The following is a 12,701-nucleotide window of genomic DNA, read 5'->3' as shown; positions in this document are numbered from 1 at the left end:
AGGGTTTCACACATCGTCGTGCGAGGTGCCGCGCGAAAGCGCACCACAAGCATAGCCCGTTTTGATTGCGCGGTGGGCGCGGTATGCGGGGATTGCCAGAATCGACAAAATCTTTTCTCTCCCACCCCTGAGAATGCTTTTTTTCGTGTGGTTTTATGTGCGGTTTTGGCGCTCAGACCGCACACAATCCGTCGCCGCTGTGACCTGCGAAACAGGTAGGATAAAGACATGCTTACAGTGATCGGTGAAGCCCTCGTAGACGTTGTCAATCGCCCCAACCAGCCGCAGCAGGCACATCCGGGCGGATCGCCCATGAACGTGGCCGTGGGCGTGAGTCGGCTCGGCCACGAGGCGGAGTTCATCGGTCGCTACGGTGACGACGACTACGGTTCGCTCATCGACGAGCACCTGCGGGCCTCCAACGTCAACCTCCCCGTGGGCGCCGACGGCAAGAAAACCTCCGTGGCCCAGGCGAATATCCAGCCGAACGGCGCGGCGGAATACGAGTTCGATATCGACTGGTCGCTCGAGCAGGCCGCCGGGGAGCTGGAATACGCCGCGCAACGATCCACCGCCGTCCATATCGGCTCGATCGGCGCGATGCTGGAGCCCGGCGCGTCCGCGGTACTCGAAACCATCGCCGCCGCGGGGGAGCGGGCGCTGGTCTCCTACGACCCCAACTGCCGCCCCTCCATCGTGCCGGATGCCTCACACGCCCGCGCTTGGGCCGAACGCATCGTGCCGCACACCGACCTCATCAAGGCCTCCGACGAAGACCTGCTCTGGCTCTACCCCCACCGCACCGTCGAAGAAACCGCGAAGGCCTGGCTCAAGGCGGGGGCCTCGCTCGTGGTGGTCACCCGCGGATCGATGGGCCTCTGGGCGATCAACAAAGCGGCCGCGCCCACCGGCGTGCAGGTGCCCGCCCACCGGGTGGAGGTCGTCGACACGGTCGGCGCCGGCGACTCCCTGATGGCGGCGTTGCTTGCGGCTCTGCTCGACCGCGGCATTGAAGGTGCATCGGCGGCGGGGAAGCTGGCCGCGCTGACCGCCGAAGAACTGCGCGAGATCCTGACCTTCTCCGCCGTGGCCGCGGGCATCACGGTCTCCCGCGCCGGGGCGAACCCGCCCACCCGCACTGAGCTGGACGCCGCGCTCGCCGAGTTGCCGCGCTGAGGCGTCCGCAGGTTGTGGGCGGGGTTATCAGCCGTGGCCCCGGCTCGTTAGACTAAAAACATATTCCGTTGAAGGATTACGTCGATTTATCTAGGAGGAACCGTGTTCGACCGCCAACCCTACAAAGACCTTCCCGATCTGCCCACCTTTACCCTGACCTCGGAAGACATCACCGACGGCGGCACCGCCCCGACCTGGATGCTCTCCAAGGCCTTCGGCATTGAGGGCGGCGAAGACGTTAACCCGCAGCTCTCCTGGAGCGGTTTCCCTGAAGAGACCAAGTCATTCGTGGTGACCTGCTTCGACCCCGACGCCCCGACTCCCAGCGGCTTCTGGCACTGGTGCGTCTCGAACATCCCCGCCTCGGTGACCTCCATCGAGAAGGGCGCCGCGGGCAAGGTACAGGGTGTGAAGCACTCCAATGACGGCGGCACCGACGAGTTCTTGGGCGCGGCCCCGCCGCAGGGCCACGGCCCGCACCGCTACATTTTCTGTGTGACCGCGGTGGATGTCGAAGAGATGGATGTGGATTCCTCGGCGACCCCGACCGTGGTGAACTTCAACCTGTTCACCCACGGCATCGCGCGCGCCTTCCTGACCGTGACCCACGAAGAAAAATAACCGGATCGGCATATGATCAGGCTGATCGCCAGCGACCTCGACGGCACGCTTCTGGATCGTGACTTCACCTTCCGTCCGCGTACCCTCGAGGCGCTGGCGGCCGCCGCCGAGGTGGGCATTGACATCCTCTTCGTTACCGGGCGGCCGCACCGCTGGCTGGATCCGTTGCGAGATCAGCTCCGCCACGACTCGTATGCGATCTGCTCCAACGGGGCGGTGCTCTACCACCTGGGCACCGACGAGGTGGAGATCGCCGAGCTGACCGAGATGTCGGCGGTGGCCGAGGTGCATGAGCTCTTGCAGAAGAGGTTCCCGAAGGCGTCTTTCACGTTGGAAACCCTCGACACCGTGTTTCTGCAGGGCGAGCACGAGCACAGCCCGGTGTTGGCCGGGGTGCCGCTGGTTGAGGGCGACCTCGACCCGGTTTTTCACCGGGAGGACGGCGTGGTCAAGTATCTGATGCGCCTGCCCGGTGCCGATCCCGAGCGGCTCTTGGACGAGGCGCGCGAGGTGGTCGGCGACCGGCTGGGCGTGACCGCCGGGGTGCCGGGGGTGCCGCTGATCGAGCTGGCCCGCTCGGGCGTGAACAAGGGCACCATGCTGCAACGCTTCGCCACCGCCCGCGGCATTACCGCCGACGAAACCGCGGCCTTCGGCGACATGCCCAACGATCTCGAGATGCTGCGCTGGGCGGGTCATGCCTTCGCGATGGCCTCGGGTTCGCGGCAGCTCATCGCCGAGGTCGGCCGTACCTGCCCCGCCTTCGACGAGGACGGCGTCGCGCAGGTGATCGAGAAGATTGTGGCTGAGCGCCGTTGAACGTTCGAATAGCTTCAGGGCCCTCATCGCCCACACTACATACCTTTAATTATTGCTTATTTTTTGAAAAGTTTCGTCTGTGAGACTCCGCTTTGTAACATTGAGTATTTTTCTTGAAAACACTATCTTCTGTTTATAAGATCGTGATGACTAGTCAATAATACTTTCTGTACCTATTGCTTCCGAGAAGATCTGTTGTGGAAAGAAAATATTCTCGAAAAGTTATGGTTTGCGCGGCTCTCGTTGCTTCCTCTTTTATGATTACTCCCCTGGCTGGAGCCAATCCGTTAAACCCTTCTGCATCAACTACATCGCCTAGCTCCTATAATGAAATATCAAGTTTTTCTCAAATGACGGTTTCAGACTGGCGTGAAATTGAGAGGCGAGCTAGGGTTGCTGGGGACATTCCTAGTGCAGATTTGGCTTCTTACTTTGCAAATGGTAAACATCGCGAGACCTCTTCAAATTACGGGGTTGCGGGATGGATTAAGAATGCCGTCAAAATTACCCTAAAGTATTATAAGGATCGACTCCCAGCTTCTATTCGTCCACATGCAGACAAGCTTTATAACGTACTAAATCGGCTTGATGAATGGACGGAAGGCTCTATTGCAACAGGTCTAATCCAGCTCGGGATGGATCCCGTAACTGCACAAACGACTGCCCATCATATGTCACTCTTTATCAGCACTTTTGGACCAATTTAATTATTTAAAATAACTCTAGGGTCAGTGGGGCAACTATTAGTTTGCCTCACTGGCCTTAAGGTGATGGAACAGATGAGAAAAATTCAGGAAGTAAAATCAATATTTGCCATCGTTGTATTGGCCGTATTGCCAGGGTTTTTGTATATCCTGTCGCTAAGAATTTCCAATATATTATTCCACGCATCATCCTTTAATCTCGTCGGTGATTTCAGCATTGGAATCATCGCGTCAATTTTGCTCTTCGTCATCACCTGCATCCTGGACGTGGTGTTTCGTCGTCTGAAGATCACTGGCGTGAAAGAAGCTGTCATGACCGCGACGATAGCTCTTGTGTCGATGCTCTCCTTTACATTTATAGTCTTTCAGCAGGAAAAACAGGCGGTGCTGACTTCCTTGCTCTTCACATGTTTTTCATTTGCCTACGCTTACGCCGTAAAAACAAGATATGAAAAACTATCGGCCGATGATGATACGGCCTCAGAATAGGTGTAGCTCTCAACGGCACGGTGGTTTTGAGGTGTCACCAGTTGCAAGAGGTTGCTTTAGGGTTCAGCGCCGCTGAGAGAGCCGCGGCCTGAAATCCCGGCAGGTTACCAACCGGTAGGTTAGGGTATTGGCGTGACTCTTTCCCCCAAAAACTCCGCCCCGAGTAGGCGTTTTGAGTCTTACGCGCATCGTGGACTCGCCCTCGAACACCCCGAAAACACCCTCGAAGCCTTCGCCGCCGCCCTCGACAGCGGCGCCTGCTGGATCGAAACCGACGTGAACACCACCGCCGACGGCGTGGTCGTGATCTTCCACGACGAAACCCTGGAACGCGTGACCGGCGTCCCCGGTTATATCGGTGAAAAGACCTGGGCCGAGCTGCAGGAGATCGAATTCGGCGGCGGCTACCGGATTCCCACCCTCGCCGAAGCCCTCGAGCGGTTCCCCCAAGCCAAGTTCAACATCGACGTCAAAGACGACGGCTCCGCGCAACACCTACCCCAGGTGGTCGTCGAGGCCGACGCGATCGAGCGGGTGCGCATCGCCTCGTTCTCCGAAGAACGCCGCGCCCGCACCCTGGAGAACCTGCGACAGCTTGCCCCGCAGCGGAGCCTGCGCACGAGCGCCTCGGTGCGGGCGATGTACTTCTTCATGATCGGCTCGTGGCTGCCCTGCATCTGCTACCCGGTGATGCGGGTGCTGGCCCTGCGAGTCATCGACCGCTTCGACTCGATGCAGGTGCCGCGCACCTACCGGTTACTGGGCATCGACGTGCCCGTGGTGACCCCTCGCATGCTCCGCGCGGCGCACTGGATCGGGGTCACCGTGCAGGTCTGGACCATCGACGATGAGACCGAGATGCGCGAACTCATCGACATGGGCGTCGACGGGATCGTGACTAACCGCGTCGACCGTCTGCAGCAGGTGCTGCGTTCGGCTTAACCCCGTCGTGAGCCGCCGATTTGGCGGGAACCTCGGCGGGGACGTCCCCGGTAGCGGTGGAGGGCGTCAGCGGCTCGGGCGCCGAACCGGTCTTGCGCGCCAAGAACGCCATGAGGTGGTAGACCACCAGCGTGGCGGCGGTGCCCAGAGCGATGCCGGCGAACTGGAGCTGGCCGATGTCCCAGGTGTAGTCGGCGATGCCCACGATCAGCGCCACCGAGGCGGCGGTCAGGTTCACCTGGTTGGAGAAGTCCACGCGGTTCTCAACCCAGATGCGCACACCCAGCATGCCGATCATGCCGTAGAGCACGGTGGCCGCGCCGCCCAGCACGCCCGCGGGGACGGTCGCCACCGCGGCGCCGAAGACGGGGAAGACCGAGAGCAACAACGCGAAGATCGCCGCGACCCAATAGGCGGCGGTGGAGTACACCTTGGTCGCCGCCATCACGCCGATGTTCTCGGCGTAGGTGGTGGTGCCGGAACCGCCGCCCATGCCGGCGACGGTGGTGGCCAGGCCGTCGGCCATGAGCGCGCGACCCGAGTAGGAGTCGAGGTTCTCGCCGGTCATCAGCGCCACCGACTTCACGTGGCCGATGTTCTCGGCGACCAGCACCAGGATCACGGGGATGAACAGGCCCGCCAGCGACCAGTGGAACTCCGGGGTCTGGAAGTGCGGCAGGCCGATCAGGCCCTCCTTCTCCCAGGTCTGGTTGATCGCGGCGAAGTCCACCTCGCCGCGGATCACAGCGGTAATGTAACCGACGATCACGCCGAGCAGGATCGACAGGCGGCCGATCATGCCGCGGAAGATCACCGAGATGAGCACGATGGAAGCCAGGGTCACCAGTGCGGTGATCGGTGCCTTCATGAAGTTATCTTTGGCGCTGGGGGCCAGGTTGAAACCGATGAGCGCGACGATCGCACCGGTGACCAGCGGCGGCATGAGCTTGGTGAGCCACCCGGTGCCGGCCACCTGCACGATGAGACCGACCCCGAACAGCGAGAGACCGGCCATGACGATGCCGCCGAGCGCGCCGCCGGGACCGTACTGGTTGGACGCCGCGGCCAGCGGGGCGATGAACGCGAAGGATGACCCAAGATAGGAGGGCACGCGTCCGGCGGTGATGAGCAGGAAGATGATCGTGCCCAGGCCCGAGAAGAACAGGGTGGTGGCCGGCGGGAAGCCGGTGATCAGCGGCACGAGGAAGGTCGCGCCGAACATGGCGACCACGTGTTGGGCGCCGATGCCGATGGTGCGGCCCCAGGTCAGGCGCTCGGAGGGCGCCACCACGTGGCCGGGGGAGACGTGCTTGCCGTCACCGTGTAGGCTCCAGGCGAAGGGGGAGCGCCGCGCAGGACGCGCCTCGTGGGTGGATGGGGGCTGGGGTGCCGGGTGTGAGCTCAAAAACTGCTCCAGAGAAGAAGGGTGCTATAGGTAACCGCAGAATATTGTACGCCCGCAACGAATACCACGGAGTCCTACGACGATCCCCGATAGAATCGTTGTGCATCAACCACAGATACCAAGGGGCCCTGTGAATCTTATTCTGCTTAGTTTTGCGCTCATCTGGCTTGTGACACCTTGGCTTCACTCTCGCCTGGGGGCGCGAGTCTTCTACGTTCTGGCCGCGGTGCCGGCTCTTGCGCTGATCTATGTACTCACTCATACGTCTGACATCCTCCACGGCCACGCCTGGGAGGAGTCTTTCACCTGGGTGCCGCAGCTCGACCTGCAGCTGACCTTCCGCATGGACGTGCTCTCGTGGATCATGAGCCTCTTGGTTCTCGGCGTGGGCTCTCTGGTGCTCTTCTACTGCGCCTCGTACTTCAAGCACTCCCACGAGGGAGTCGGTAGCTTCGCCGCGCACCTGTTCAGCTTCTGTGCGGCTATGTTCGGCCTGATCACCGCCGACGACTTCATTCTGATGTTCGTCTTCTGGGAGATCACCACCATCCTCTCCTACCTACTCATCGGCTTCTCCCGCCATCGCCTCTCCGCGCGTCGTAACGCCCTGCAGGCGTTGATCATCACCACCGCCGGCGGTCTGGCGATGTTCATCGGCATCGTCATGCTGGCCACCGCGGCCGGTACCCAGTCGATGCACCAGATCGTGCAGCGGGCGCCGTCCATCATCGAAAACGCCCAGGCCGGCACCGGCGCCCCCGGTGGTTCCTCGGCGTTCATGCTCTCGATCGCGTTGTTGCTGATTCTCTGCGGCGCGATGAGCAAGTCGGCACTGTTCCCCACCCACTTCTGGCTGCCCGGTGCGATGTCTGCGCCCACCCCGGTCTCCGCATACCTGCACGCGGCGGCCATGGTGAAGGCGGGCATCTACCTCATGCTCCGCCTGGCCCCCGGATTCGGCGAGGTTCCCGTCTGGCACGTGACCCTCGTGATCTTCGGCGCCTTCACCATGCTCTTCGGCGGCTGGGTCGCACTCAAGCAGACCGACCTGAAACTGATCCTGGCCTACGGCACCGTCTCGCAGCTGGGCTTCCTCACCCTCATCCTGGCCGGCGGCACCGTAGACGCCTTCTACGCGGCAATCGCGATGATGCTCGCGCACTCGCTGTTCAAGGCGGCACTGTTCTTGACCGTGGGCATCATCGACCACCAGGCCGGCACCCGCGACATCCACAAGCTCTCTGGCCTGTACCGCCGCGCGCCCAAGCTCGCGGTGATCGGTACTGTCTCGGCGGCGTCCATGGCCGGTGTTCCGCCGCTGGCCGGCTTCGTCGCAAAAGAGGCCGTGCTCGAAACCGAGATTCACAAGATCACCCACCCCGGGCCGGACGCCTGGCTCGCCTGGGTCGCGATCATTGCCTCGGTGCTCGGTTCCATTTTGACCTTCGCCTACTCGGCCCGGTTCGTCTGGGGCGCCTTCGGCCGTAAGACCGCCGACTTCATGGCGGAGACCGACAAGCTGAAGTTCGCCGACGAGAAGGTCACCGAAGACCCCGAAGACCATCAGGGCACCGTCTCGTCCAAGCGGCAGGTCAAGCGCCGCCGCGGCCCGGCCGAGGAGCTCAGCCTCGACACCCAGTTCCGCCCCGTCAGTTACGCGTTCATCTTTGCTCCCGCCGTGCTGACCCTGGGCACCATTGTCTACGGCCTCTATCCCGAGCCCGTACACAAGTGGGTCAGCTCCTACGTGAAGAATTTCGGCCACTACGAGCTGCATCTGGCGCTCTGGCACGGCGTGACCCCGGCGTTGTTCACCAGCTTGGGGATCATGGCGCTCGGCGTTCTCATGTTCTTGGCTCGTAGCAAGGTGCTCGCGTTCCAGACCTCGCTACCCGAGATGCGTACCGCGCACCACAACTACCGCGACGTTATCGACGTGCTCGACCGCCTGGCGATCCGCGTCACCGGTTACACCCAGCGTGGTTCGCTGGCCTTCTACCTGGGCGTGATCCTCACCGTGGCGGTGGTGGTTCCCAGCATCGTGCTCCTGCTCGCGGAGAACCCGCCTACCGACAACATCCACTTCGCTATCAGCCCCGCCGAGACGGCGGTGGCCGTGCTCATGATCGTCGCGACTACCGTGATTCTCTGGGCACGCAAGCGTTTCTTGGCGGTGCTCATGGCCTCGGTGAACGGTTACGGCATCGCCCTGATCTTCGCCCTGCGCGCCGCACCCGACCTGGCTCTCACCCAGATGCTGGTGGAGACCATCTCGCTGGTGGCCTTCGTGCTGGCCATGCGCGTGCTGCCCCGCAACATTCGCTCGCAGACGCTCACCCGTCACCGCGAACGAGCCGGCCACACCTGGCGCATCATCATCGCCGTAGGATTCGGCGTGCTCATGACCGCCCTGGCCGCCTTCGCGTTCTCGGCTCGTAACCTAGACGCTCTCTCGCTGGCCATCCCGAAGATGGCCTACGAAGAGGGCGACGGTAAGAACATTGTGAACGTGATTCTCGTGGATATCCGCGGCTGGGATACCTTCGGCGAGATCTCGGTGCTGGCGCTGGCCGCCACCGGTATCGCCTCGCTACTCTTCATTGAAGGACGCCGCGACCTCGAACGCCACTCGCAACTGGACACCCAGGCTATTGAGCTGGCGGAGAAGAAGTGGTCGCAGCGCCCGAACCAGACCCGTCTGCAGCGCATCGCGGGTGAGTTCACCAACGTGCACCGCGACCCCTTCATCGTGGCCGGTCGTACCCTCCCGCCGGAGCGCCGCTCCATTCTGCTGGAGGTTATGACTCGCCTGCTCTTCCACACCCTCATCATGGTGTCGCTGTACATGTTGGTCGCCGGTCACAACCTTCCCGGCGGCGGCTTCGCGGGCGGTCTCTTGGTGGGTCTGGCCCTGGCCGTGCGCTATCTGGCCGGTGGCGGCAACGAGCTGCAGGCGGCGTCCCCGCTCTCGGCGGGTGCGTTCCTGGGACTCGGCTTGGGCATCGCCGCCCTGTACGCGGCGTTCCCGCTGCTGCTGGGAGATCCTCTCTTCACCAGCTACACCCTGCACTGGCACCTGCCGATCTTCGGCGACGTGAAGTTCGTGACCGCAACCATCTTCGACATCGGCGTGTACCTGCTGGTGATCGGCCTGGCCCTGGACGTCTTACGGTCACTCGGCCAGCGCGTCGACCAGAAGCTCGAAGAATGGCGTAAGAACAAGAACAAAGAGACCAAGTTGCACAACAACGAACGGCTGGAGACCGCACTGCGCTCCGCAGAGGAGGAATCAGCTCGATGACTATCGATCTCAGCCTCATCCTCATCATGGGAGTCATGTACGGCGTGGGTGTGTACCTCATCCTTGACCGCACCATGACGCGCGTGCTCCTGGGCCTCATGCTACTGACCAACGCCACCAACCTGCTGATCATGCAGGCTTCGGGGCCCACCGGTCTGGCACCCCTCTACGACAAGAATATTCCGGCCGAAGAATACTCGGATCCGATCCCGCAAGCCCTGGTGCTGACCTCGATCGTGATCTCCTTCGCGGTCACCGCCCTGGTGCTCGGTATGATCTACCGCGCCTGGTCGCTGTTCCTGGCGGATGAGATTCTCGACGACACCGAAGACCAGAAGGTCGCCACTAAGGATTCCTACGACCGTGAGGAAGACGCCCTCCCCGATATCGAAGACACCGACTTCGAAGAGGACGAAGCCACTCGCGCTCAACTCCACGAACAGATGCAGGCCAAGAAGGAAGGCAAACGATGAATACCGTTCAGTTAGCGCCTTTGGTCGTTGCGGTTCTCTTCTTCGCCGCCGCCATCACCTTCTTGCTGGCAGGCCGCCAAAACCTGCAGCGTTGGGTCTCGTTCGGGGCCATCGTGGTCGCCCTGATCATCGAATCCACCCTGCTGGCCTCGTCGTGGAGCGCTCCTCCGCAGACGGTCCAGCTGGGCGGCTGGGTAGCGCCCTTCGGCATCACCATGGTCGTCGACCAGCTCTCGTCGCTGATGTTGGTGGTCTCCTCGACCATCTCGCTGGCCGTGTTGGTCTTCGCCACCGGCCAGGACCGCTCGGACGACGACCACGAAGTGCCGATCTCCGTGTTCTACCCGACCTACCTGCTGCTGCTGGCAGGCGTCTCGAACGCGTTCTTGGCGGGAGATCTCTTCAACCTCTACGTGGGCTTCGAGATCCTGCTGATGGCCTCCTACGTTCTGATCACCATGAACGCCACCACCCCGCGCATCCGCGCGGCCACCACCTACGTGGTGGTTTCCGTGGTGTCGTCCCTGCTCTTCCTCACCGCGCTGGGCCTGGTCTACGCCGCCACCGGCACGATCAACATGGCCGACCTCTCGCTGAAGTTGCAAACCCTGCCGGAGAGCTCGCAGATGCAGCTGCACCTCATGCTGTTGATCGCTTTCGGCATCAAGGCGGCGGTCTTCCCGCTCTCCCTCTGGCTGCCCGACTCCTACCCGACCGCTCCGGCACCGGTTACCGCCGTGTTCGCCGGTTTGCTGACCAAGGTGGGTGTCTACGCGATCATCCGTACCGAAACCCTGCTCTTCCCCGGCGGGGCGCTCAACACCATGCTGGCGATCGTTTCGGTGCTGACCCTGTTCGTAGGTATCTTGGGTGCGCTGGCGCAGACGGACATCAAGCGTATGCTCTCGTTCGTGCTGATCAGCCACATCGGGTACATGATCTGGGGCATCGCCGTCGATAACCAAATCGCGATCACCACCGTGGTGTTCTACCTGGCACACCACATCGTCATCCAGACCGGACTGTTCTTGGTCGTGGGCCTCATGGAACGCCGCGGTGGTTCGACCGACGTCGAGAGCATCGGCGGGCTGGTCAAGATCGCCCCCTGGTTGGCCGTGCTGTACTTCATCCCCGCGATTAACCTCGGCGGCATCCCGCCGTTCTCGGGCTTCCTCGGCAAGCTGGGACTGCTCCAGGCGTCCGTGTTGGCGGGCACCTGGCAGGCGTACCTGATGGCCGGTATGGGCATCCTGGTCTCGCTGCTGACGTTGCTGGCCCTGGCGCGCGTGTGGAACAAGGCGTTCTGGCGCCCGGCGCGGGACGCCACCAACCCCACCACCGCCCTGTTGCGCGCGGTGGAGGCTATCGAAGACGAATCGCAGGAAGAACGAGACCGTCACGATCACAAGCCGATCCCGGCGTCCATGATCGTGCCCACGGTGGGGCTGGTCGTGGTCGGCACCGCGCTGACCTTCGTGGCGGGCCCGCTCTTCCAGCTGGCACACAACGCCGAGAAGAACCTCTCGAACCCCAACTCGTACATCGAGGCGGTCTTCAAGGGGGAGTCACCCTCTCGCGAGGAGTACCTGCAGACCTACCTGGATCGCCAAAACGCAGGTACCAATGAAGACGCCGTCAACCGCAACCAAGAAAGCGGGCGAAACCAATGAGCAAACAGTCCCGTTTCTCCCTCGGTCACCTCATGCAATGGATTCTTCCGATGCTCTGGTTGGCCTTCGTCTGGTGCGCTCTCTGGGGTAAGTTCACGCTCCCCTTCATCGTCTTCGGTCTGATGTTGGCCTGGTTGTGCCTGATCGTTTTCCGCATGCCCTCGCTCTATATCTCAGACCGCCTCAACCCGCTCTCGGCCCTGCAGTTCATCGGATACATGCTGTGGCAGATCGCAGTCTCGTCCATCGAGTTGCTGTGGGTGGCTATGACCTACCGCCCGCCGCTGCGCAATTCGATTGTGGCGGTGCAGCTACGCACCGAATCTGATCTGTGGCTCACGGCTGTCTCCCACGCGATGTCGCTGATCCCCGGTTCAGTAGTGGTGGAGGTCGACCGTCTTCGCTCCATCATCTACTTCCACGTGATCGACACGCACGGCAAGAAAGACGTTGCCGAGTTTCGCGAGAAGGCACACCGCCTGGAGACCATGATTCTCAAGGCCGTGGGTAGCCGAGCAGAATACGAATCTATTAAGGATGACGACCACAAGGGACGCCGCGCGCAGATTAGCGAAGCCACCCCCGACCTGCTGGAGGAGCGAACTCGATGACTACCGTGATCTGGATCTGCGGCGGAATCCTCACGCTCGCTGCAGCGGGCTCCGTCTACCGCATCTTCCGCGGGCCCACCCTGTTGGATCGGGTGCTGGCCACCGACGTCCTCTTGGCGATCGTCATGGCCGCCCTCTGCGTGGACATGGTCGCCCGCGACTCCTACAAGTTCGTGACCCTGCTGGTGGTGCTGGCGATGATCGGCTTCGTGGGCTCGGTGACCGTGGCCCGCTACGCGGATAACTCGCCGTCGGGAGAGAAGAAGCTCAAGCCCTCCCGCCTGCAAGCTCGTAACCCCAACCGCACTCAGCCGGCGGGATGGGTCGACCCCGAGAGGCTCGAACAGGCCGAGGCGCAGGCCGAACCCGAGCACCGCGTCGAGCGGCCCCAGAACAGTGCCGGTGTTGACGGTAGCGATCCCGACAACTTCGACCCGTCCACCGCCGAGGGCAACGAAGGCCCCGAACCGGCCAAAGACAACTAGGAGAG

At 62.2% G+C, this 12,701-nt stretch carries 12 protein-coding genes; 11 read left to right on the top strand and 1 reads right to left on the bottom strand.

The window, feature by feature from the left end; genetic code table 11:
• Window positions 1-228: 228 nt before the first annotated feature.
• From VVR12_RS06440 to VVR12_RS06415, 6 genes are all read left to right on the top strand, one after another.
• The gene (locus tag VVR12_RS06440) at window positions 229-1,176 is read left to right on the top strand and encodes a carbohydrate kinase (protein ID WP_368550340.1); all 948 of its coding nucleotides are present in this window, start codon (window positions 229-231) and stop codon (window positions 1,174-1,176) included.
• Window positions 1,177-1,278: 102 nt separating this feature from the next.
• A complete protein-coding gene (locus tag VVR12_RS06435; RefSeq protein WP_368550339.1) occupies window positions 1,279-1,797 on the top strand; it encodes a YbhB/YbcL family Raf kinase inhibitor-like protein in 519 nt (172 codons plus the stop codon).
• A 12-nt stretch (window positions 1,798-1,809) separates the two neighbouring features.
• A complete protein-coding gene (locus VVR12_RS06430) occupies window positions 1,810-2,616 on the top strand; it encodes a Cof-type HAD-IIB family hydrolase (RefSeq protein ID WP_368550338.1) in 807 nt (268 codons plus the stop codon).
• Window positions 2,617-2,813: 197 nt separating this feature from the next.
• Window positions 2,814-3,323: a hypothetical protein gene (locus tag VVR12_RS06425; RefSeq protein WP_368550337.1), complete on the top strand. Its 510-nt coding sequence runs from the start codon at window positions 2,814-2,816 to the stop codon at window positions 3,321-3,323.
• 72 nt (window positions 3,324-3,395) lie between these two features.
• The gene (locus VVR12_RS06420; protein WP_368550336.1) at window positions 3,396-3,809 is read left to right on the top strand and encodes a hypothetical protein; all 414 of its coding nucleotides are present in this window, start codon (window positions 3,396-3,398) and stop codon (window positions 3,807-3,809) included.
• A gap of 132 nt (window positions 3,810-3,941) precedes the next feature.
• Window positions 3,942-4,751 carry a glycerophosphodiester phosphodiesterase gene (locus VVR12_RS06415; protein ID WP_368550335.1) on the top strand — a complete coding sequence of 270 codons (810 nt, stop codon included), beginning with the start codon at window positions 3,942-3,944 and terminating at the stop codon, window positions 4,749-4,751.
• On the opposite strand, the gene VVR12_RS06410 is transcribed toward VVR12_RS06415, so the two are convergent.
• Entirely contained in the window at window positions 4,708-6,156 is a 1,449-nt protein-coding gene (locus VVR12_RS06410) for a uracil-xanthine permease family protein (RefSeq protein WP_409349888.1), read from the bottom strand. The two genes, VVR12_RS06415 and VVR12_RS06410, sit on opposite strands and share 44 nt — an antisense overlap.
• Window positions 6,157-6,286: 130 nt before the next feature.
• Here VVR12_RS06410 and VVR12_RS06405 point away from each other — a divergent pair, with 130 nt between their 5' ends.
• The 5 genes from VVR12_RS06405 to VVR12_RS06385 are packed head-to-tail and all read left to right on the top strand — an operon-like array spanning window position 6,287 to window position 12,696.
• A complete protein-coding gene (locus VVR12_RS06405) occupies window positions 6,287-9,457 on the top strand; it encodes a Na+/H+ antiporter subunit A (protein ID WP_368550334.1) in 3,171 nt (1,056 codons plus the stop codon).
• Window positions 9,454-9,930, top strand: coding sequence for a Na(+)/H(+) antiporter subunit C (locus VVR12_RS06400; RefSeq protein ID WP_368550333.1), 477 nt, complete (start codon window positions 9,454-9,456; stop codon window positions 9,928-9,930). Before VVR12_RS06405 ends, VVR12_RS06400 begins: the two co-directional genes overlap by 4 nt.
• Window positions 9,927-11,600, top strand: coding sequence for a Na+/H+ antiporter subunit D (locus tag VVR12_RS06395; protein ID WP_368550332.1), 1,674 nt, complete (start codon window positions 9,927-9,929; stop codon window positions 11,598-11,600). The genes VVR12_RS06400 and VVR12_RS06395 overlap by 4 nt, the downstream gene beginning before the upstream one ends.
• Complete coding sequence (locus tag VVR12_RS06390; RefSeq protein WP_368550331.1) at window positions 11,597-12,211, top strand: Na+/H+ antiporter subunit E; 615 nt, start codon at window positions 11,597-11,599, stop codon at window positions 12,209-12,211. Before VVR12_RS06395 ends, VVR12_RS06390 begins: the two co-directional genes overlap by 4 nt.
• A complete protein-coding gene (locus tag VVR12_RS06385; protein ID WP_368550330.1) occupies window positions 12,208-12,696 on the top strand; it encodes a monovalent cation/H+ antiporter complex subunit F in 489 nt (162 codons plus the stop codon). The genes VVR12_RS06390 and VVR12_RS06385 overlap by 4 nt, the downstream gene beginning before the upstream one ends.
• Window positions 12,697-12,701 lie beyond the last annotated feature (5 nt).

This window comes from Rothia sp. LK2588 (assembly GCF_040946465.1).
Lineage (GTDB): Bacteria > Actinomycetota > Actinomycetes > Actinomycetales > Micrococcaceae > Rothia.
Note: the sequence above shows the minus strand (reverse complement) of the source record. Positions and strands in the feature narration are given on the sequence as shown.

Coding starts and splice junctions, on each gene's coding strand:
- VVR12_RS06395 (WP_368550332.1), top strand. CDS start 9,927: ATGAATACCGTTCAGTTAGCGCCTTTGGTCGTTGCGGTTCTCTTCTTC.
- VVR12_RS06430 (WP_368550338.1), top strand. CDS start 1,810: ATGATCAGGCTGATCGCCAGCGACCTCGACGGCACGCTTCTGGATCGT.
- VVR12_RS06440 (WP_368550340.1), top strand. CDS start 229: ATGCTTACAGTGATCGGTGAAGCCCTCGTAGACGTTGTCAATCGCCCC.
- VVR12_RS06385 (WP_368550330.1), top strand. CDS start 12,208: ATGACTACCGTGATCTGGATCTGCGGCGGAATCCTCACGCTCGCTGCA.
- VVR12_RS06420 (WP_368550336.1), top strand. CDS start 3,396: ATGAGAAAAATTCAGGAAGTAAAATCAATATTTGCCATCGTTGTATTG.
- VVR12_RS06400 (WP_368550333.1), top strand. CDS start 9,454: ATGACTATCGATCTCAGCCTCATCCTCATCATGGGAGTCATGTACGGC.
- VVR12_RS06390 (WP_368550331.1), top strand. CDS start 11,597: ATGAGCAAACAGTCCCGTTTCTCCCTCGGTCACCTCATGCAATGGATT.